This is a genomic window from Pectobacterium sp. S5 (assembly GCF_051707265.1).
GTDB classification, from domain to species: Bacteria; Pseudomonadota; Gammaproteobacteria; order Enterobacterales; family Enterobacteriaceae; genus Pectobacterium; species Pectobacterium polare.
Window position 1 is genome coordinate 398,427 of the sequence record NZ_JAULSZ010000004.1, and the last position, 21,499, is coordinate 419,925.

Below are 21,499 nucleotides of genomic sequence, written 5' to 3' on the forward strand. Positions count from 1 at the left end.
CTGCGCAGTATACGGCGCGATAGATTAGAAACGCTGCCAGTCTGCTTCATCCGAAGCAATGACAGCTTTTTTCCTTACGGGAGAAAGACGCGGCGCGGATATTCCAGGTAGCGCGGATGCAGAAGCGGAGGCCAGCGCCAGAGGGGTAACCTGCCCCACAATGAACTGCCCCACCAGTTGGCTCAACGTACTTGCCTGTTCCTGCAACGACTGCGACGCCGCAGACGCCTCTTCCACTAATGAGGCGTTTTGCTGAGTCACATCATCCATCTGGTTAACAGCCTGATGCACCTGACTGATCCCCTGAGTTTGTTCCTCGGTCGCCGCCGCGATTTCATTGACTAAATCCGTCACCTGCTGGATCGCATCCTTCATTGCAGACATGTTTTTCCCTACATCGCTGGCTTGATCGACGCCCGCCGACACCAGCGAGTTTGAGGCATCAATCAGATCCTTGATTTCGCGCGCCGCGGTAGACGACCGCTGTGCCAGCGTACGCACTTCTCCCGCCACCACCGCAAAACCACGCCCCTGCTCACCGGCACGCGCAGCTTCTACCGCCGCATTCAGTGCGAGGATATTAGTCTGAAACGCAATACCTTCAATAAGCGCAATGATGTCGGTGATCTTGCCTGAGCTGGTGCGAATGTGTTCCATCGTATTCAGCATCGTGTTGACGGAATCCGCGCTATTGATGGAGATCTTGCTGGCATTGCCTGCCAGCAGGCTCGCCTGTTGCGTGTTCTCCGCGTTCTGGCGCACCGTCTCACTGATTTCCGTCATACTGGCCGCCGTTTGTTCCAGCGAAGCCGCCTGTTCCTCGGTGCGGGATGACAGATCTTCATTCCCCGCTGCAATCTGCGTTGCCGCGCTACTCACCGATTGCGATGAAGCACTCACCGAAGCCAGCGCTGAGGATACCCGCTGCATCAGGCTGTTAAAGGCGCGGGCGGTATTTCCCACTTCATCCTTGCGTCGATCGTCCGCTTGAATCGTCAGGTCGAGATGGGTGCTAACGCTTTCCATCGTTTGGCTCATGTTATTCAAACTTTTTCTAATGCCCAGAATGGTTCTCACCGCGAAAAAGCCGATCAACAATACGATCAATAACGTACCGGACAACAGGCCAAACCACGTTTGGTCATAAATCCGTTTATTCAGTTGACGCAGTTCGTCACCCATTTCAACATTCAGATCGAATTGCTTACGGTAATTGGCGAGTAACTCACGTACCGCTTCTCCAGGTCCGTTTGCTCCTTGCAACAGGCCAAGCGCGATCTCGTTTTGGTTCGCCTTTGATGCGTTAAGAAAAACAGGTAGCGATACCTGTAATTTTTTGGTCAGATCAATCGCCGTATGGGTCAGTTGGCGATCCTCCTCACTGGAGGCATCATTGATCAGGTAATACTCATTGAGCGTCTTTATTTCCTCGATGGTTCTATTAATGTCCTGCTCAATCGCGGGCAGCTTGCGATCATCATCCGTGGTCTGATGACGATACAAAAAAAGCACCAGCGAATTACTTTTATCCACCAAACTATTTAAATCTTTAATGCTCGGAATCGCATTATCCTGAACATATTCAAAACGAGATTGGAACCCTGATAACAATGATAAAGTAACAATAACTAATGAAATAAGCGCCAGCGACATTAGCGAAAACGTCAACAGCAGGCGTTGCGTGATATTCATAACCGCTCCATTTTTTGAATTTTTATACCGTATTTTTTTCCTGATTCCGGTATGTCGAATAAACCGAATTTCCCTCCCTACATGGCGTTTTGCGTAAAAATCAGACATACCTTTACCACGTTCAATTATCGCCACAGAAGCAGACAGCTTGATAGCATCGATCATTAAAATCACTTAATAATCTCAAAACAATAGCCAAAATCTATCAAAGTGAGATAATCGATCGTCATAAACATCCATTGATCCTGCAACAAATTAATTAGAAGAGAATGACTTGCGAAAAGTCCTTCATCAGCCATGTTGCGATGAACGGCAGATATATTTTTCGATTGTTCGTCAGGCGATAAAATCGGTGAAAAAAGCACAAAAAAAAGCACTGACCGATGAGGTTCAGTGCTTTTCTATTATCTGGTTTACTGCATTATCTGGCTTACTGCCTGACGGCGTTATTTCTTCGCTGGCAGCGTAACCCAGTAGCCTGGCTGATATGTCAGCGGCAGGAACTTCTCGTGGAAGGTACGGAACGTTGCATCAGGATCGATATCCTTAAACAGTTCCGGGTGCATCCATTTTGCTAATACCTGGATCGCCACAAACTGATACGGGCTGTCATAGAACTGATGCCAGATTGCATGGGCGTTGCCATCGGTTGCTACCGGCAGCGTTTTGAATGCTGAGCGTTCCATCAGCTTTTGCAGGCGTTGCAGCGCTTCCTTCTGATCGGCTCCCGGTCCGACGCCAACCCAGCCATTCGCTGTGTTGTAGTTTTTCCAGTTAGCCCCTGTCACCACCACCACATCTGGGCGAGAGCTGATAATCTGTTCAGGGTTCAACGTACCAAACGTGCCGGGGATGATATTTTTGGCAATGTTGTCACCGCCAGCGGCCTCAACCATACGGCCAAAGTTCTCATCACCAAATGACATGCAGCACTCTTCGTCATAGCCGCCTGCACGGTCGATCATCACTTTCGGGCGTGGCCCCTGATAGTTCTTCAACCGATCGGTGACGAGCTCAATCTGCTCACGACGGAATTTAATAATCTCTTCCGCACGCTGTGGTTTGCCAACCAGCTGGCCCATGATGTGAATGCTTTTTTCTGCGTTCTCAAACGGCTTCTCGCGGAAATCGATGAACACCACCGGAATCCCCAGCGAACTGAGTTTCTCGATCAGTTTGCCTTCATCCGTCGCCGCTTTTGACTCCAGATTCATCAGTACCAAATCCGGCTTCAGCGTCAATGCCTGCTCGACGTTGAAGGTGCCGTCTTTCGCTCCGCCAAAGGTCGGCAGCTTTTTGATTTCCGGGTATTGCTTTTCATAAGCCATATAGCCGTCATAATCGGCTTTCGGCAGATCGTCACGCCAGCCAACGACGCGCTGGAACGGTGCCTCGGTATCAAAAGCAGCCAGTAGATAAATCTGTCGACCTTCCCCTAAGATAATCCGCTTCACTTCGGATTTGATTTCTACTTTCCTGCCACTAACGTCTTCAATAACAATCGGGTTAGCGCTGGCGGCAACGCTCGCACTCAGCCCCAACAGAGCAACGACTGAAAACAGCCATTTCTTCATTATTATTCCCTTCTGCGATTATGGTTATAAATGATAATAGTTATCATTATTGAAATGATATCCTGCCGTGATTATCAGAAGCAATGGGTTTTTAGCGCGGCGTTAATAAAAGGTAAAATTAGCCAGAGAATGGCCGAATACCGCCCATCATCGCGGGCTGTGCACTGAGGTAAAGCAGGACGCCGGAGCCAACTAAAATCAGCCCGCCGGCAAACGCAAGAAGAGAAAACGTCGCACGCTGCCACACGGGCGAGGCACGGTTTGCACCTAAGCGCTCAACCACGCGACGGCAGTAAAAAACCAACACGGCCAGTGCCGAGATCGTGATCGCCGTTCCGGCTGCCATCACCAGCGCAGAGGCGACGCCCCACCAATACACGCCGATCACTTTAGAGAAAAGCAGCACCAGAATAGCACCTGAGCACGGGCGCATGCCCATCGCCAGCACAATCATCAGACGCGTACGCCAGTTGCTATCGCGCTCAAGTTCTTCATTGCTCGGGAGATGGCGGTGCCCGCAGCCGCAGTCAGCATCGTGTTGATGAGGAGAAGAGGAAAGCGCAGGCGTCGGACGAAGCACCATACGTCTATCGGTTGGTACGTTAAACTGGGTGACGTGAGAAGTCGTTACATGAAAAGGCGTTACGCGCAAAATCATCGCCGGCTTAGGCTGCCGCACGATGGCGATATACAGCTGTTTCAACGCACGGAAACAGAGCAGCAGCCCCAGCCCCGCCACCAGCACAAAGCTTCCCTTTTCCATCCAGAAGCTGCTGCTATGCAGCGTTCGGCTGGATAACTGCAAGATCCCTAATACTATGGTCACCAGCGCTACCGCCATCAGCCCCTGTACCAACGACGCAGCAAGCGTCAACTTCAGGCTGCTTTTCAGCTTCGACGGGTGTGTCGCCAGATAGGTCATGATGACGACTTTACCGTGCCCCGGCCCGACGGCATGAAGCACGCCATAGACCAGACTGAACATCATCAGACTCAGCCCCGCCTGATGCGGTTGCTGTTCCACCATCTGCAACAGGTGCGACATCTGCTGATGCAGCGATTTCTGCCAGATCGCGCTTTGCAGCACGATTTGCGGCCAGTACCCCACGATGTAATGCAGCGCTAAGGCCAGCAGCGCCAAGAACAGCCACAGCGGCCACAGATCGTACAGCCGACTCAACAACGGACGCTGACGCGGCAGCAAGTTGAGGTTCACTGACATTGTAACGTCACCCGCTGTGCAAACTGTTTCCCTAGCTCCATGTCTTCATCCGGCGCATCGTTCTTATCCAGTGATAGCGCATAAGATTGCAGTTCTGTGTTGGGTTCCGGCGTGACGAGCGAGGTTTTACAACGTGAAGCCAGCGCAGGCGCTAGTTTAACGGCCTTGTCGTTCTGGTAGGACATATCGACAAAGTAGGTAGGATCGTAGGTAGAAATCAGCAAAGGCTTGCCGGCCAGAGGCTGTGGATGCGCCAGCGGCAGCACAAACTCCAATACCGCCTGATTGCCTTTGCGGGAAAGGTGATATTCGGTTGGCATCGGCGCATATTTCACGGGCTGGCCATCACGATAAATATCGGTGAAATAATGCTGCCCTAATACATTTGCCATCACTTCCGCTGCCAGCTTTTTCCAGACTTCAGAATCCTTCTTCGCTTTCCCAGCGTCATACAACAGGTCGGCAGACGTGATGGGATCCATCGTCCACAGCATACGTAAACCGGTGATGTTGTCGTTCTGGCTCTCAACTGTCGTCTGCATATCAATAAAACTGTGTGGGTGAGCAAAAACGGGCTGGCCGCATGCCAGACCTGTTATCAGCAACGTTATCCGTCCGCACCACCGTTTCAAAGCGTTATAATGTAACATTATTTTTACCACACTACGTTATATTGACAATGCGCGCCATGACTTACGCCTTTCCGACCACAGTATGGTGACTGACGGAAGGCCGGATAAACAGAGCCGGAACCGCCAACAGCGCCATCACCCAGAACGTTCCGCCCTGTAGATGTTCAAACAGGAAACCGGACACCATCGTCATCACCGCGATACTCCCGCCCATTGCCAGCGCGGAATACACCGCCTGTAACCGCAATACGTCCCCATCGCTGCGTGCGGCGATAAAACGCATGGCAGCCAGATGGCAGACGGTGAAGGTTCCACAGTGCAATATCTGTATCACAATCAGCCACGGCAGAGCCACCGTCGCCCCCATCAAGCCCCAGCGCACCACGCCGCATATGGCAGAGAGCAGTAAAAGCTGTCTGGCGCTCCAGCGTCGGAACAACCGTTGGCTGAAGGTAAAGATGACAATCTCCGCGACCACGCCCAATGACCAGAGATAGCCGATAATCGAGGCGGAATAGCCCGAATCCTGCCAATAAATGACGCTGAAACCATAGTAAGCCGCATGCGCACCTTGCAGCAGCGACACGCAAAGCAGGAAGCGCCATACCGCAGGTTCGGTCAGCAATCGTTTCCACGGCGTGACGCTAACCGACTGCGCTGTCGACGTTGCCGCTTGTGGCATCACGCTGGGACGAAGCAGCATGCCTACTAGCATCACAACCAGCCCCGCGCTGAGGATTGCCAGAATCGCGGGGTGTCCCCAGATAGCGACCAGTTCCCCCGTTGCGGCAGAAGCGATAACAAACGCGATCGAACCCCAGACGCGCACCTTGCCGTAATCCATCACGACCTGTCGCTGCCACGTCGCCGCTAATGCATCCGTCAGTGGCACCAGCGGTGCAAAAAACAGGTTAAACCCGATCATCACTATCATCAGCCACAGCCAGGCATTACCCAGCCAGAAACCGACGACCAGCGCCAGTGACAGCAACGCCAGTCCACGTAACACCGTAATCAATTTGGACGGATCTTTCACGCTTGGCGTGATGACCAGACTGCCGACGAAGCGCGCCACGAGCCCCGCGCCCAGCAGCATGCCGATCGACTCAGCGGACAGCCCCTCACCTTTCAGCCACCCGCCCCAAAACGGCAGGAAAACGCCATAGCAAAAAAAGTAGGTGAAATAGCTCAGCGCTAACCAGCGCGTCGATTGCAAAACCATGATTCCTCCCTTTCGATGACGAACTCTCCTAGCTTCAGCACTTTTTTGCTGGCTACTCTTTTTTGCCGGTTACTGTGTCAGAGTGCATGCGGCGGTGCAACGCGTTATTCGCCATTAAACGTGAACGGAAGTATCGACCGATCGACAGGCATAAAAAATTTCCGGGAGAAATTTTTAACATTGCGTCAGCAACGGCCCGCAGGGTGGCGGCCAGGGATGGCACGCCATAAAAAACGCCAGCACTCAGGCTGGCGTTTAGGACGTGTTCCGACAATGATGTCAGAGAAAATGCCGAATTATGCGTAAACCGGGAAGCGGGCGCAGATCTCCAGAACTTTCTGTTTCACGCGCTCAATGGTCGCTTCGTCGTTGATGTTGTCCAACACATCACAGATCCAGCCAGCCAGTTCACGCACTTCCGCTTCTTTAAAGCCGCGACGGGTTGCCGCTGGCGTACCGATACGGATACCAGAAGTCACAAACGGGCTCTTCGGATCGTTAGGCACGCTGTTTTTGTTCACGGTGATGTTCGCACGGCCCAGCGCAGCATCAGCTTCTTTACCAGTCAGGTTTTTGCTCACCAGATCCAGCAGGAACAGGTGGTTGCTGGTTGCACCAGAAACAACGTTGAAACCACGTGACAGGAAGACTTCAACCATTGCTTTGGCGTTTTTCGCAACCTGCTGCTGGTAAACCTTGAATTCAGGCTCCATCGCTTCTTTCAGCGCAACGGCTTTACCGGCGATAACGTGCATCAACGGGCCGCCCTGACCGCCAGGGAATACCGCAGAGTTCAGTTTTTTGTACAGCTCTTCGTCGCCGCCTTTCGCCAGAATCAGGCCACCGCGTGGGCCAGCCAGCGTTTTGTGCGTGGTGGTGGTCACGATGTGAGCATGAGGAACCGGGTTAGGGTAAACATCAGCAGCGATCAGACCGGCAACGTGCGCCATATCAACAAACAGGTAAGCACCGATGCTGTCAGCAATTTCGCGCATCTTCGCCCAGTCAACAACGCCAGAGTAAGCAGAGAAACCGCCAACGATCATTTTTGGCTTGTGCGTACGCGCCAGTTCAGCCATTTCGTCGTAGTCGATCTTGCCGCTTTCGTCGATGCCGTAAGGAATGACGTTATACAGTTTACCTGACAGGTTAACCGGAGAACCGTGCGTCAAGTGACCACCGTGCGCCAGGTTCATACCCAGAATGGTGTCGCCCGGCTGCAGCAGCGCGGTGTAAACGGCAAAGTTAGCCTGAGAGCCGGAGTGTGGCTGCACGTTGGCATAATCTGCACCGAACAGTGCTTTCGCACGATCGATCGCCAACTGCTCAACGATGTCAACATACTCACAGCCGCCGTAGTAACGCTTGCCCGGATAACCTTCAGCATACTTGTTCGTCAGCTGAGACCCTTGAGCCTGCATAACGCGTGGGCTGGTGTAGTTTTCTGACGCAATCAGTTCAATGTGCTCTTCCTGACGCACCACTTCTTGCTCCATTGCTTGCCACAGGTCGGCATCATAATCGGCAATGTTCATTTCACGCTTTAACATCCGGATCTCCTGACTCAGCTAACATAAATATACTGGGAATTAATGACCCATTTGGGAATTGGGCTACCCTTTTGGGGAATGGCGTATAGTGTAAACCGTTTTTCCCTAATGAAGATAGGTCTTGACAGAGGTTTTTACGCAAACGATTAGCTACACGCAGCACAAGGCTTCAGCAACTATCTGCTGCGCAGTGGTAAACGGATTTTTCTTCATTCTCAACCTGCTATTTCTTCATGTTATTCCCTTTGGCTCCGCCTAAAAACCCCTACCACCAAAAAGGTAATTTACAGCGGCGGACAAACCCAATAAGATGCATATAAAATACAACTTATAAGTCATGCCAATAAATAAGGAGTCACCATGCTGGATAACCAAACTATCGCCATCGTTAAATCAACCATTCCTCTGCTGGCGGAAACCGGCCCGAAACTGACCGCGCATTTTTACGATCGCATGTTTACGCACAACCCTGAGCTCAAAGATATTTTTAACATGAGCAACCAGCGCAATGGCGATCAGCGGGAAGCGTTGTTCAATGCCATCTGTGCTTATGCGACGAATATTGAAAATCTGGCTGCGCTGCTGCCTGCGGTTGAGCGTATCGCCCAGAAACATGCCAGCTTTAACATTCAGGCCGATCAGTATCAGATCGTCGGTAATCACTTATTGGCAACGCTGGATGAACTGTTTAGCCCAGGGCAAGAAGTGCTGGATGCCTGGGGTAAAGCCTATGGCGTGCTGGCGAATGTCTTCATCCAGCGCGAAGGCGATATCTACCGCAGTACCGAAGCGCAAAACGGCGGCTGGAGCGGCGTACGACCTTTCCGTATTGTGAACAAGCAGCCACAAAGCTCGGTGATTACCAGCTTCACGTTGGAACCCACTGACAGCCAGCCTATTGCTGATTTTCAACCGGGCCAGTATCTGGCGGTTTATATCAAGCATGACAGTTTTGCCAATCAGGAGATTCGCCAATACTCTCTGACTCATGCACCAAATGGAAAATCCTACCGGATTGCGGTGAAACGTGAAGCACAGGGCACCGTTTCCGGCTATCTGCATGATACCGCGCGTGAAGGCGATATTATTCATCTGGCGGCTCCGCACGGCGATTTCTTCCTTGATATCCCCGCTTCCACGCCGGTTGCTCTGATTTCTGGCGGCGTGGGGCAAACCCCGATGCTGGGCATGTTGCATACGCTCAAGCAGCAGAGTCATCAGGCGAAGGTGCTATGGCTGCACGCGGCAGAAAACGGCACAGCACATGCGTTTGCGGATGAAATCGGAAAAACGGGACAGTCTCTGCCGCAGTTCCAGCACCACATCTGGTATCGGGAACCGCAGCAGGCCGATCGTCCGGGCGAAGATTACCATCACAGCGGACTGATGCAGTTGGCCTCGTTAAAAGATGAATTAACCACGCCAGATATGCACTATTACCTGTGTGGCCCTGTAGTTTTCATGCAGTTTATCGCACAGCAGTTGTTGGCGATGGGCATCCCCGCTGAGCAGCTGCATTACGAATGTTTTGGTCCGCATAAAGTTGTCTAACCCTCATTGATAACGGATCAAACCCAAAGGCCGCTTTTGCGGCCTTTTTTTCATCTTTCAGAAAACCACCGCCTGTAAAACACCTTATTGATCACAAATTTATATGCCAATACGGCAGCACTCCGCTAAAAAAGAGGTGGGTCACAAAAAACAAGACCTTATTAAAATAACATTTCATTTTTAATGAATGGTTATTTCATCAAAGATGCCTCGTTTAGGCATCGGCTTGGGTGCACAATAAAAGCCCGACGTTCTCGCTAAAGGCCGTGACAAGAGCGATAAAAAACAGCGACCTTCCTTTGATAACGCCTGGGTTCATTAACCGTTTTCGACTAACCAACAAGGGATATGTCTGACCATGGCAAAACGATTTTCAGAAAGTGTAGCTTTAGCGCTGATACTTTCCGCCCCTTTCACACTCGTACACGCTAAAACGCCCGCTGCGGCACACCAGACTGCCGCGCCGGACAGCGTTAACTTACTGTCGGGTTCAACGCTGGATGAAAAAACCGGCTTATCCGGTAATGTCACCGCACGGGATATTCATCTGCCTGCCACCATCATTATCAGAGACCAGCAGGGTCAGAAGCGGCAGACACAGACCGATGAGCAAGGAAAATATCATCTCGATGTCTCTGGCCTCACACCGCCGCTACGTCTGTTAGCCATCGAATCTGGCGGCAATAACTGCCTGCTGAATAATATTTCCCGTGCAATCTGCCTGTCCGCTGTCGCTCCGTCATTGCATGACGGCAAAGAGAATATTGCCAATATCAACCCGCTGACTGACCGTATTACCTCAGATATTGCGGTAGCAGCAGGCTACATTGGTCCACAGCAGCTAACGGACGACACGGCATCACCGAAACTGGACGCCGCAGCATGGAAAAAAGCCTACGCCGATTTTCATGCAGGCTTTAATGACGCGCTAAAACAGGTAGGCGTCAGTGCGCCCAAGCGTTTCGATCCTCTGACTTACCCCGCAACCCAGCAGGATGCAGTCACCAAAATCGTCAACGTCATTAACCATAACCGCAATTATCACAACGACACCGGCTATTCCGGCCATACGGTACTGACCGACAGTGCATTCCATCCCATTGTTGGCCTGAATAATAAAGGCGATTATGAACCGCTGGATTACCGTTCTGCCCGCCAGAGTCTGGACGCGATCCAGAAAGCGCAAACCCGCATTTTCATGGTCGGCGACTCAACCGCGGCAACCTATGAAAAAATGCGCTTCCCGCGCATGGGATGGGGTCAGGTTTTTGAACAACAGTTCAGTAAAAATAGCGGCGTAAAAGTGGTAAATGGCACACGTGCAGGCCGTAGCTCACGCGACTATTTCTACGAAGGCTGGTTCCGCCAGATGCAGCCGCTGATGAAAGAGGGTGATTTCCTGTTTATTCAAATGGGGCACAACGATCAAAATTGCAACAGTGCAAAAGCGGTGCGTGGCCCAGCGGATGTTGCTAACCTCTGTACTTACCCGAACGATGCGGCAGGGAAAAAGCAGGCACCGCAGGGGAAAGCCGATATGTCATTCCAGACATCGCTGGAGCGCTACATCACTTTCGCCCGCCAGCACAAACTCACACCAGTTCTGCTGACCCCTACCACCCGAGTAAAAACGGCTGACGGGAAAAATGGCACGCCTGCGGTACACAGCCACTTCACCAAGCAAAATTCAGAAAATGGTTATGCTTTCATCGGCGATTACAGCCAGACCATCAAGAATACAGCTGCCGATAACAAGGTGATTTTACTGGACGTTGAACCCGCCACTATCGCGCTGGCGAATCAGGGCAACAGCGACCATTGGAAACAATACTGGCTGGTGATCGATCCTAAGCAATATCCTTACTATCGCGATCAGGCGGGTAGCCTGAGCAAACCGGATACCACCCATTTTCAGAAAAAAGGCGCTATCGCTGTGGCAGGGATTGTCGCTGACGCCATTCGGCAGGAACCCGCTTTAGCGTCGCTGGCGGAAAAAACGGTCAGCAAGCACAAGTAGTTATCAGTCAGGCAAAACAATAAGACAGAACCGCGCGCGGCGTTACACCGCCGCGCGTTATATACCTTTCCCTTACCGATTACAGGACTCTGGACATGATAAACGCCTCACACCTCTGCAAAACGCTGACCTTAGCCATGTTGATTTCCTCACCCTGGGCGCTAGCGCAGGCTGCCGACTACAATGCGCTGGTTTCCAGCAACGCAGGGGACGCCAAAGCCTACAAAACCATCTCTGAAGCTATCGCCAGCGCCCCGGCGGACAGCTCGCCGTTTGTTATCTATGTGAAAAATGGCGTGTACCACGAACGCCTGACGATTACGCGCCCCAACATTCACTTACAGGGCGAAAGCCGTGACGGCACCGTGATCACCGCAACCACCGCCGCTGGGATGCTCAAACCCGATGGCAGTAAGTGGGGAACCTATGGCAGTAACACGGTGAAAGTCGATGCGCCGGATTTCAGCGCCCGCTCGCTGACCATCAACAATGGTTTTGATTATCCGGCCAATCAGGCTAAAGCCAACGATGACCCGACCAAATTAAAAGACTCGCAGGCCGTTGCGCTGCTGGTTGCCGAAAATAGCGATCGGGCGTGGTTCCATGATGTCAGCCTGACGGGCTATCAGGACACGCTCTATGTGAAAGGGGGACGCAGCTTCTTCTCACAATGCCGAATCAGCGGCACCGTTGATTTCATCTTTGGTAACGGGACTGCGCTGTTTGACGATTGCGATATTGTCGCGCGTAACCGTACCGACGTGAAAGATCAGCCGATTGGCTATCTCACCGCGCCCAGCACCGACATTAAACAAAAATATGGTTTGGTCATTATCAATAGCCGGGTGACGAAAGAACAAGACGTCCCAGCGAACAGCTATGGCCTGGGTCGCCCGTGGCACCCAACGACCACCTTTGATGATGGGCGCTATGCCGATCCTAACGCGATCGGCCAGACCGTCTTCCTGAACACCAGCATGGATGACCACATTTATGGCTGGGACAAAATGTCAGGCAAAGATAAACAAGGCGAGAAAATCTGGTTCCATCCGCAGGACTCACGCTTTTTCGAGTATAAATCCAGCGGTAAAGGGGCTGAGAAAAACGATCAGCGCCGTCAGTTAAGCGATGCGGAAGCGGCAGAATACACCGCAGACAAGGTGTTGGCAGGTTGGGTTCCTACCGCGCCTAAAGGGAAGTAGAGTAGAAGTAAATGTGACGAAGCCAGCCCTCATCAGGCTGGCTTCTAAGCGGTATTGACGGGGAAGCGAAACAATTAAATCGCTTCTTCGTCTTCTTCACCGGTGCGAATACGGACAACGCGCGCCACATCAAAGACGAAGATTTTACCGTCGCCGATTTTACCCGTCTGCGCGGTCTGCGTGATGGTTTCCACACAGGTATCGACGATGTCATCTGACACGACAATTTCGATTTTTACTTTCGGCAGAAAATCGACCATGTATTCTGCGCCACGATACAGCTCGGTGTGGCCTTTCTGACGACCAAAGCCTTTAACTTCCGTTACCGTCATCCCTGTGATGCCCACTTCAGCTAACGCTTCACGCACATCGTCCAGTTTGAACGGCTTAATAATCGCATCAATTTTCTTCATGGAGGAACCTTTGTGTTATCTATGTTGCGGCCAAAGCCGAGCATCAGCGAGTGAACAGCATGTCAGAACTCAGGCGGACAATCTACACCTGCTCTGCTCTCTCAGCGCTAGTCTTTAAAATCGTTGGCATCCAGCTCGTGGCGGCCCAACAGTTTATAAAATTCCGTTCGGTTACGCCCTGCCATTCGTGCAGCCTGCGTCACATTACCTTTTGCGATCTGTAATAATTTTCGCAGGTAATTAAGCTCAAACTGATGACGCGCTTCAACAAACGTTGGCAGGGCGGTATTTTCACCTTCCAGCGCTTGTTCAACCAGCGCATCGCTAATCACCGGTGCGCTGGTCAGTGCCACACACTGTTCGATGACATTCACCAGTTGACGCACGTTACCCGGCCAGCTTGCCGTCATCAAGCGCTTCATCGCATCGGTTGAAAAGGTGCGCACAAAAGGCTTGTGACGATTAGCAGATTCACGCAGCAGATGGTTTGCCAGCATTGGAATATCTTCGGCGCGTTCATGCAATGCTGGCAGCTTCATATTCACCACGTTGAGTCGATAATAGAGATCCTCGCGGAATTCGTTTTTCTCCATCGCCTTCGGCAAATCACGGTGCGTGGCGGAAATAATCCGCACATCAATGTCCAAATCGCGGTTGCTACCCAGCGGGCGGACTTTTCGCTCCTGCAAAACGCGCAGTAGCTTAACCTGTAAGGACAGAGGCATATCGCCGATTTCATCTAAAAACAGCGTACCACCTTCCGCCGCCTGAAAAAGCCCTTCACGGCTGCTGACCGCACCGGTAAAAGCCCCTTTCGCATGGCCGAACAGCTCCGATTCCAGCAATGGTTCCGGCAGCGCACCGCAGTTAATCGCGATAAAGGCTTTCTTCGCACGCGGGCTTGCCGCATGAATCGCCTGAGCCAGCACCTCTTTCCCGGTTCCGCTCTGACCGTTAATTAGCACGCTGACGTCCGACTGCGCGACCATTCTGGCCTGCTCCAGCAGACGCAGCATAATCGGGCTGCGCGTCACGATGGTTTCACGCCAGCTTTCATCACCCGCCGGGGCGGACAATGCCAACGCTTCGTCTATCGCTTTGTAGAGCGCATCGCGGTCAACGGGCTTCGTCAGGAAGCTGAATACGCCCTGCTGTGTAGCCGCAACCGCATCGGGAATGGAACCGTGAGCGGTTAAAATGATCACCGGCATCCCAGGCTGATAACGCTGAATTTCGGCAAATAACGCCATGCCATCCATTTCATCCATACGAAGATCACTGATCACCAGATCGAACGTCTCGCGCGTTAACAGCCGCAGCGCCTCTTGGCCGCTCTCCGCCGTCATCACGCTAAATCCTTCACTGGTCAGACGCATACCCAACAGTTTCAGCAGGCTGGGGTCATCATCCACGAGCAACAAACTCGCCGTTTTTCGGGCTGTCATTGTCTTGTTGACTCCTTCTTCGTCGTCGCGTTGTCCGTATGTGATTCCATCGGCGGCGTATAGGTGTCATCCGCATCAACTGGCTCATTTCTGGATTTCGTTGCCGAATTGCGCGAACCGTCTTTATTTGCACTACCGCTATTCGCACCAGCACTACCACGACGATCGCCGTCGTTATCCGGCATGTCCCCCGACAGTTGCTTACGAGACGACAGTTGACGCTCAATATCCGTCAGATTTTCCAGTTTCTGCGTGGTCGTTTCTAACTGATATTGCAGATGACTTTGCTGTACACGCAGGGTGTCTAGCTGCTTGTCGCTGGATTCCTGCAAGCGCTTATAGCGCAGACGCTCATCCGACAGCGCCAAGAACAACGTTTGTCTGTCACGCCAGGTTTGCATCAGCGGGCGCAGCGCCGCCGGGAAAGCCAGACGATATAAATTGATCTGTTCCAGCACCTGACGGCGTTCAGCCTGAGTAATACCAGCATTATCCAGCAGGATGCCCTGCTTAAATATGCTATCCCAACTATCACCCGCCACTTGCCCGGCTTCCTCACGGGCCTGGAACTGTGTTAAACGCCCGGCACAGTCCATCGCCCGCAACCAGTAAAGCGCGTTGTTCATGGATTCACGATCGTCTATCTGCCACAGATGCTCGCATTGCGCGATACGGAAATCGGCAACCTGCTCTTTCGGCGGTGTCGCTTCTGTCTCCAGCAACGCCGAGCCGATGCTCACATGGCTATTACACGCAGCCAAAACGAGCGGTGACGACATGGCCACCACTTTCAACAGACGGGAAAATCTTCTACTCGCCAGCCATCCCTTCATAAATCCTACATTCATTATCTATTCATTCTCGGACTATTCGTTATCGGACAATAAGGGCAGCTCGATGCGGAAACACACATCAGCATAGTCCACGGTAATTAGGCTAAGCTCACCACGCATACGACGAATGCAATCACGCGCGATGCTCAACCCCAACCCGCTTCCTTTGACTGCACCACGGCGCTGATGGCTGCCCTGATAAAAGGGCTCAAAAATCATGCTCCGCTCTGCATCGGGAATGGGCGTACCACTGTTGGCGACATCAATCTGAACGCGATTGCCAATCTGACGGCTATAAATCCAAATGTTACCGGATTCCTTACCGTAGTGCACCGCATTGGAATAGAGATTGTCGATCACTCTCATCAATAACGTCGTCTCCGCCCAACAGTGCTCAACGGCAAGCGTCACATCGGTATGAATCATTTTGGCGCGGGCAGGCAAACTGTGAGAGGCCACGACAATATCGACGATTTCTTCGATTTCCACGCGCTCCAGCTCGGTCGGCGTATCCGCCAGCTTACGATTGTAGTCCAGCAGTTGATCGATCAGCTGTAGCAGGTGGCGGCTGCTGCTATCAAGAATAGCGACGACCTCTTTCTGATCGGTAGTCAGCGGACCAACCACCTCATCGGCCAGCAATTCGGTGCCTTCACGCAGGCTAGCCAGCGGTGTTTTCAGTTCGTGGGAGATATGGCGTAAAAACTCATGTCGCTGTGATTCGAGCCAGGACAGACGCTCGCTCAGCCAGATAATGCGCTGCGCCAGTGTCCGAATCTCACGCGGCCCTTTAAAGGTGCTGGTGTTACCCAACGATCGCCCTTCCCCAAGGCGGTTAATCATTCGCTCGACGCCATTAACGGGGCCGATAATCATCCGAGTAAAGAGAACCACCAGCAGCACGCTGACCAGAAACAAGAGCAGCGCCTGCCAGCCAAAGAATTGACCGCGTTCGGAAATAGCCTGCTGAAGTTGTTGCCCGCGGGAGAAAACGACGTCACGCGTCACCTGCACCATCTGTCCGTTAGCGCGGGAGAACCCTTCCAGCAGGCTAGATGCCGTTTGTTCCGGGCCGCTGTTATGGCAGCGTATTTCGCCGAGCTGAGTCAGGAGTTGACGTAGCGTCTGGTAATAACGGGGATCGGGCAGGACCTGCGCGTGAGAATCCAGCATTTGCAAATACTGTTTACGCTGGTTCTGATAGAGCGTCGCCAGCGTCTGATCGTCCAATACGCAGTATTGCCGGTAGCTACGCTCCATCGCCAGCGCGACGCTGGTCATTGCCTCGCTGCGCCGGGCATCCGTCAGCGTTGTCCGGTTAATATCCGCAGCCTGTTCGCTCAGCATGTTCAGGCTTTGATAAGCCTGATAGGCCAGCACCAACAGCGGCAGCAAAACCAGCAAGAAGGCCATAATTACTAATTGCCGCAGGGAACGCGGGAATAAACGCCATCGTTTCAAAGAAATCATCTCGTTACCTATCGAATCCGCTCTGATGCTAACTGAGTCTTATAAAAGTTCAACGTTTTCCCTTACGACATGCGCAACGCTTCGCAATGTGGCATGAATACCAATGTAAGGACGGCAAAAATCACGCCGTAAAACAATCAGGGGGATTCTCTGGGGAGACGTGGCGGGGTTAAAACGTCACGCGGCCAGAAGAATCACTCCTTCTGGCCGCGTAACTGAATAGGCGGTGCCTCACTCAACGTGTCGCCCGATGCTTGATAACGTTCGTTTTCACGCCCGATTATCGGTCTGGTGGACGATAGGCACCCTTTCTTTTGGCATCATTCCAGATGTTATGAGCGAAAATGTTTGCCAGTTAGCAACGCAATCATAACCAGTTGAATGAGCAACTACATTTAATATGCACTTATGATGCCAACCTTAAAACAAACAAATTAAAACCATGATTATTAGCGATTTTTATTTTAAACCCAAACAAGAAACAAATAACCCGAAATACAAATAACGAAAATACGCGCAAAAGAGACACTTTATGTCGCTAAAAACAGACAGCTTTATGATGCCATCACACCGCTCATATAAATCAAATAGTTAAATGTCACCAATTAGAGACATCAAAAAGTCTGTCCGTCGCAAAAAAACGACAAACTGAGAAAATAGACGTAAAAAAGGGGCCGAAGCCCCTTTCTCTTACTGACCTTAACTTAGCCCAGCTGTCTACGCGCATTGCGGAACATACGCATCCACGGGCCATCCTCGCCCCATTCTTCTGGGTGCCAGGAGTTACTGACGGTACGGAACACACGCTCAGGGTGCGGCATCATGACGGTTGCCCGACCACTGGTGCTGGTTACTGCCGTAATACCGTTTGGCGAGCCATTCGGGTTAGCCGGATAGTTCTCGGTAACCTGACCGTAGTGGTTGATATAACGCAGCGCCACCAGACCGTGTTCTTCAATCGCCGCCAAATGCGCATCGTCGCGGACTTCGACTTGTCCTTCACCGTGTGAAACCGCAATCGGCATGCGCGATCCTGCCATGTCATTCATGAACAGCGACGGGCTTTTCTCCACTTCGACCAGGCTGAAGCGCGCTTCAAAGCGATCAGATTTATTGCGGACAAAACGCGGCCAGAGATCGGCACCCGGAATCAGCTCACGCAGGTTAGACATCATCTGGCAGCCGTTACAGACACCTAACGCCAGCGTCTGAGGACGCAGGAAGAATTCAGCGAATTCATCACGAACGCGAGAGTTGAACAGAATGGATTTAGCCCAGCCTTCACCCGCGCCCAGCACGTCACCATAAGAGAAGCCGCCACATGCAACCAGCGCCTGGAAATCCTGCAAGTTACGACGATTCGCCAGCAGGTCGCTCATATGGATGTCGATGGCATCAAAGCCCGCACGGTGGAACGCCGCCGCCATTTCGACATGAGAGTTCACACCCTGCTCACGCAGGACAGCCACTTTAGGACGGACATTCTTAGCGATATAAGGTGCAGCAATATCTTCCTTCGGATCGAAGGTCAGCGACACGTTCAGGCCAGGATCGTTATCATCCTGTCTGGCGATGTGTTCCTGATCGGCACACTGCGGGTTATCACGCAGGCGCTGCATCTGCCAGCTGGTTTCAGCCCACCAGCGACGCAGCGTTGAACGACTTTCCTGATAGACGGCTTCTGCACCCTGATTGATGGTGAAACGCGTGCCTTCTTCAGCATGACCGAGGTAATGCACGCAATCTGCCAGACCATGCAGTGCAAGAACCGCTTCCACTTCCGCACGACGTGCCGCAGGGATCTGGATTACTGCGCCAAGCTCTTCGTTAAACAGCGTCGCCAGCGTATCCTCGCCCTGAGACGCGATATCGACAGTCACGCCGCAATGGCCAGCAAACGCCATCTCTGCCAGCGTAACCAGCAGGCCACCGTCTGAACGGTCGTGGTAGGCCAGAAGCGCTTTATCCGCGACCAGTTGCTGCATGGCGTTAAAGAAGCCTGCCAGTTGCTCTGGGCTATGAACATCTGCCGTCTTACGACCCAGCTGGCGATAAACCTGCGCCAGCGCCGTCGCACCCAGTGCTTTATTACCAGCACCCAGATCGATGAGCAGCAGCGCATTATCCTGTCCGGTACGCAGTTGTGGCGTTACCGTGTTACGCACGTCTTCCACGCGGGCAAACGCAGAGATCACCAGCGACATCGGCGAGGTTACCGCGCGATCTTCGCCCTCTTCCTGCCAGCGGGTTTTCATCGACATGGAGTCTTTACCCACCGGAATCGTCAGACCCAGCGCAGGACACAGCTCTTCACCCACGGCTTTCACCGCATCGTACAGCCCGGCATCTTCGCCCGGATGCCCTGCTGCTGCCATCCAGTTCGCAGACAGCTTCACGCGAGTCAGCGGGCCGATATGTGTGGCCGCAATGTTCGTCAGCGCTTCACCCACCGCCAAACGTGCGGAGGCTGCGAAGTTACGCAGCGCGACTGGCGCACGTTCACCGATAGACATTGCCTCGCCATAATAGCTATCAAGGCTGGCGGTGGTCACCGCACAGTCAGCCACTGGCACCTGCCACGGACCGACCATCTGATCGCGGGCTACCATACCGGTAACAGAGCGGTCACCGATGGTGATCAGGAAGGTTTTTTCGGCGACAACAGGCAAGTGCAGCACACGCTCGACCGCTTCTGCCAGATAGATTTCATCACGCTGTAACGGCGTGCCTTCTACCTGTTTGCGCTCAACGTCACGCAGCATCTTTGGCGTTTTGCCCAGCAGCACATCCAGCGGGAGATCGATAGGTTGGTTGTTGAAGTGACGATCGTTCATCGTCAGATGCAATTCTTCCGTCGCTTCACCAATCACCGCATAAGGCGCACGTTCACGACGGCAGATTTCATCAAACAGTGCCAGTTGCTCTGGCGCAACGGCCAGAACGTAGCGCTCCTGCGATTCGTTACACCAGACTTCCAGCGGGCTCATGCCCGGCTCGTCGTTCAGAATATCGCGCAGTTCAAAGCGACCACCGCGACCGCCGTCGCTCACCAATTCCGGCATCGCGTTAGACAGACCGCCCGCGCCAACATCGTGGATGAACAAGATCGGGTTGGCTTCACCCAATTGCCAGCAGCGGTCGATCACTTCCTGACAGCGGCGCTCCATTTCCGGGTTATCGCGCTGTACAGAAGCAAAATCCAGATCTGCATCAGACTGACCCGATGCCATAGAGGAAGCTGCACCGCCGCCCAGACCGATATTCATGGACGGTCCGCCCAGTACAATCAGTTTAGCACCGACGATAATTTCGCCTTTTTTGACGTGATCGGCACGGATGTTACCAATGCCGCCCGCCAGCATGATCGGTTTATGGTAGCCGCGTAGCTCTGTGCCATTGTGGCTATCAACACGCTCTTCATAAGTACGGAAATAGCCCGTCAGTGCAGGACGGCCGAATTCGTTGTTGAATGCCGCGCCGCCCAATGGGCCTTCGGTCATGATATCCAGCGCGCTGACAATACGTTCTGGCTTGCCGAATTCTTCTTCTTCCCACGGCTGAATAAAGCCAGGAATGCGCAGGTTCGATACAGAGAAGCCCACCAGACCCGCTTTTGGCTTGGAGCCACGGCCTGTCGCGCCTTCGTCACGGATTTCACCACCGGATCCTGTTGCTGCGCCCGGCCACGGTGAAATGGCGGTTGGGTGGTTATGCGTTTCAACCTTCATCAAGATATGGGCGTCTTCCTGATGGTAAGTATATTGCCCGTTGGGATCGGTGTAGAAACGGCCGACGGCGGAACCTTCCATGACGGCGGCGTTATCTTTATAGGCAGAGAGAACGTGATCGGGGGTATGTTCAAAGGTGTTTTTGATCATTTTGAACAGTGACTTCGGCTGAGTGACGCCATCGATCACCCAATCAGCGTTAAAAATCTTGTGGCGGCAGTGCTCAGAGTTCGCCTGTGCGAACATGTACAGTTCGATATCGGTTGGGTTACGGCCCAGTTTGGTGAAGGCTTCCAGCAGATAATCAATTTCATCTTCTGCCAATGCCAGTCCCAGACGGACATTCGCCTCTTCCAGTGCCTGACGTCCTTGCAGCAGAATTTCGATGCGCTTGAAAGGAGCAGGTTGATGATGAGAGAACAGCGCTTCGGCCTGTTTCAGGTCGCTAAATACGCTTTCCATCATCCGGTCATGCAGCAGTGCCCCCAGTTGCTGCCACTGTTCATCGCTCAGCGTAGGCGCATGAATATAGAAAGCCAGACCACGCTCCAGGCGCAGTACTTTGCTTAATCCACAGTTATGGGCGATATCCGTTGCTTTGGAAGACCACGGTGAAATCGTGCCGGGACGCGGCGTGACCAGTAACAGATGGCCTTGCGGTTCGTGCTCCGCGAGAGAAGGACCATACTTCAGCAAACGTGTCAGTTTGGCCTGTTCATCGTTGTTCAACGGGGCGCTGACATCGGCGAAATGTACGTATTCAGCATAGATATCACTGACCGGCAAAACGTGCTCTTTGCAGCGGACCAGCAATTTATTAATACGAAAAGCCGATAAAGCAGGTGAACCACGCAGTATTTCCATAATCTAAAGTTCTCTCGTCTTCGATGCACTGGCTGCGATACAGCCATGGGGCACAACAGGGGGGAAACGCGCATATTATAGAGA

At 52.6% G+C, this 21,499-nt stretch carries 14 protein-coding genes; 3 read left to right on the top strand and 11 right to left on the bottom strand.

The genetic code is table 11. From position 1 onward, the window contains the following. Window positions 1–24 precede the first annotated feature (24 nt). From QWJ20_RS16670 to glyA, 6 genes are all read right to left on the bottom strand, one after another. Complete coding sequence (locus QWJ20_RS16670; protein WP_174876711.1) at window positions 25–1,692, bottom strand: methyl-accepting chemotaxis protein; 1,668 nt, start codon at window positions 1,690–1,692, stop codon at window positions 25–27. A gap of 446 nt (window positions 1,693–2,138) precedes the next feature. Continuing rightward, window positions 2,139–3,266 (bottom strand): ABC transporter substrate-binding protein, encoded by a 1,128-nt coding sequence (locus QWJ20_RS16675; protein WP_109411557.1) that lies wholly within the window; start codon window positions 3,264–3,266, stop codon window positions 2,139–2,141. Between the two features lie 118 nt (window positions 3,267–3,384). Beyond that, the gene (locus tag QWJ20_RS16680) at window positions 3,385–4,488 is read right to left on the bottom strand and encodes a nickel/cobalt transporter (protein ID WP_433993052.1); all 1,104 of its coding nucleotides are present in this window, start codon (window positions 4,486–4,488) and stop codon (window positions 3,385–3,387) included. Beyond that, window positions 4,479–5,138, bottom strand: coding sequence for a DUF1007 family protein (locus QWJ20_RS16685; protein WP_233968593.1), 660 nt, complete (start codon window positions 5,136–5,138; stop codon window positions 4,479–4,481). Before QWJ20_RS16685 ends, QWJ20_RS16680 begins: the two co-directional genes overlap by 10 nt. A 43-nt stretch (window positions 5,139–5,181) precedes the next feature. Next, complete coding sequence (locus tag QWJ20_RS16690; RefSeq protein WP_323635731.1) at window positions 5,182–6,342, bottom strand: 3-phenylpropionate MFS transporter; 1,161 nt, start codon at window positions 6,340–6,342, stop codon at window positions 5,182–5,184. 296 nt (window positions 6,343–6,638) lie between these two features. Next, the gene (gene glyA / locus QWJ20_RS16695) at window positions 6,639–7,892 is read right to left on the bottom strand and encodes a serine hydroxymethyltransferase (protein WP_120358690.1); all 1,254 of its coding nucleotides are present in this window, start codon (window positions 7,890–7,892) and stop codon (window positions 6,639–6,641) included. 360 nt (window positions 7,893–8,252) lie between these two features. Here glyA and hmpA point away from each other — a divergent pair, with 360 nt between their 5' ends. From hmpA to pemA, 3 genes are all read left to right on the top strand, one after another. Next, entirely contained in the window at window positions 8,253–9,443 is a 1,191-nt protein-coding gene (gene hmpA, locus QWJ20_RS16700) for an NO-inducible flavohemoprotein (RefSeq protein ID WP_433993053.1), read from the top strand. Window positions 9,444–9,801: 358 nt separating this feature from the next. Then, complete coding sequence (gene paeY, locus QWJ20_RS16705) at window positions 9,802–11,460, top strand: pectin acetylesterase PaeY (protein ID WP_095995218.1); 1,659 nt, start codon at window positions 9,802–9,804, stop codon at window positions 11,458–11,460. 95 nt (window positions 11,461–11,555) lie between these two features. Continuing rightward, the gene (gene pemA / locus QWJ20_RS16710; protein WP_109411564.1) at window positions 11,556–12,662 is read left to right on the top strand and encodes a pectinesterase PemA; all 1,107 of its coding nucleotides are present in this window, start codon (window positions 11,556–11,558) and stop codon (window positions 12,660–12,662) included. Window positions 12,663–12,736: 74 nt separating this feature from the next. Here the strand turns inward: pemA and glnB are convergent, their stop codons facing one another. From glnB to purL, 5 genes are all read right to left on the bottom strand, one after another. Then, complete coding sequence (glnB, locus tag QWJ20_RS16715) at window positions 12,737–13,075, bottom strand: nitrogen regulatory protein P-II (protein ID WP_005970202.1); 339 nt, start codon at window positions 13,073–13,075, stop codon at window positions 12,737–12,739. Window positions 13,076–13,182: 107 nt separating this feature from the next. Then, entirely contained in the window at window positions 13,183–14,520 is a 1,338-nt protein-coding gene (gene glrR / locus QWJ20_RS16720; RefSeq protein ID WP_010280116.1) for a two-component system response regulator GlrR, read from the bottom strand. Continuing rightward, the gene (gene qseG, locus QWJ20_RS16725; RefSeq protein ID WP_433993054.1) at window positions 14,517–15,368 is read right to left on the bottom strand and encodes a two-component system QseEF-associated lipoprotein QseG; all 852 of its coding nucleotides are present in this window, start codon (window positions 15,366–15,368) and stop codon (window positions 14,517–14,519) included. Before qseG ends, glrR begins: the two co-directional genes overlap by 4 nt. 18 nt (window positions 15,369–15,386) lie before the next feature. Beyond that, a complete protein-coding gene (locus tag QWJ20_RS16730) occupies window positions 15,387–16,823 on the bottom strand; it encodes a sensor histidine kinase (RefSeq protein WP_095995221.1) in 1,437 nt (478 codons plus the stop codon). Between the two features lie 704 nt (window positions 16,824–17,527). Continuing rightward, window positions 17,528–21,415 carry a phosphoribosylformylglycinamidine synthase gene (gene purL, locus QWJ20_RS16735; protein ID WP_433993055.1) on the bottom strand — a complete coding sequence of 1,296 codons (3,888 nt, stop codon included), beginning with the start codon at window positions 21,413–21,415 and terminating at the stop codon, window positions 17,528–17,530. Between the last annotated feature and the right edge of the window lie 84 nt (window positions 21,416–21,499).

Excerpts from the sequence above, each read along its gene's own strand:
- QWJ20_RS16670 (WP_174876711.1), bottom strand. The coding sequence starts at position 1,692 with ATGAATATCACGCAACGCCTGCTGTTGACGTTTTCGCTAATGTCGCTG.
- QWJ20_RS16675 (WP_109411557.1), bottom strand. The coding sequence starts at position 3,266 with ATGAAGAAATGGCTGTTTTCAGTCGTTGCTCTGTTGGGGCTGAGTGCG.
- QWJ20_RS16680 (WP_433993052.1), bottom strand. The coding sequence starts at position 4,488 with ATGTCAGTGAACCTCAACTTGCTGCCGCGTCAGCGTCCGTTGTTGAGT.
- QWJ20_RS16685 (WP_233968593.1), bottom strand. The coding sequence starts at position 5,138 with ATGTTACATTATAACGCTTTGAAACGGTGGTGCGGACGGATAACGTTG.
- QWJ20_RS16690 (WP_323635731.1), bottom strand. The coding sequence starts at position 6,342 with ATGGTTTTGCAATCGACGCGCTGGTTAGCGCTGAGCTATTTCACCTAC.
- glyA (WP_120358690.1), bottom strand. The coding sequence starts at position 7,892 with ATGTTAAAGCGTGAAATGAACATTGCCGATTATGATGCCGACCTGTGG.
- hmpA (WP_433993053.1), top strand. The coding sequence starts at position 8,253 with ATGCTGGATAACCAAACTATCGCCATCGTTAAATCAACCATTCCTCTG.
- paeY (WP_095995218.1), top strand. The coding sequence starts at position 9,802 with ATGGCAAAACGATTTTCAGAAAGTGTAGCTTTAGCGCTGATACTTTCC.
- pemA (WP_109411564.1), top strand. The coding sequence starts at position 11,556 with ATGATAAACGCCTCACACCTCTGCAAAACGCTGACCTTAGCCATGTTG.
- glnB (WP_005970202.1), bottom strand. The coding sequence starts at position 13,075 with ATGAAGAAAATTGATGCGATTATTAAGCCGTTCAAACTGGACGATGTG.
- glrR (WP_010280116.1), bottom strand. The coding sequence starts at position 14,520 with ATGACAGCCCGAAAAACGGCGAGTTTGTTGCTCGTGGATGATGACCCC.
- qseG (WP_433993054.1), bottom strand. The coding sequence starts at position 15,368 with ATGAATGTAGGATTTATGAAGGGATGGCTGGCGAGTAGAAGATTTTCC.
- QWJ20_RS16730 (WP_095995221.1), bottom strand. The coding sequence starts at position 16,823 with ATGATTTCTTTGAAACGATGGCGTTTATTCCCGCGTTCCCTGCGGCAA.
- purL (WP_433993055.1), bottom strand. The coding sequence starts at position 21,415 with ATGGAAATACTGCGTGGTTCACCTGCTTTATCGGCTTTTCGTATTAAT.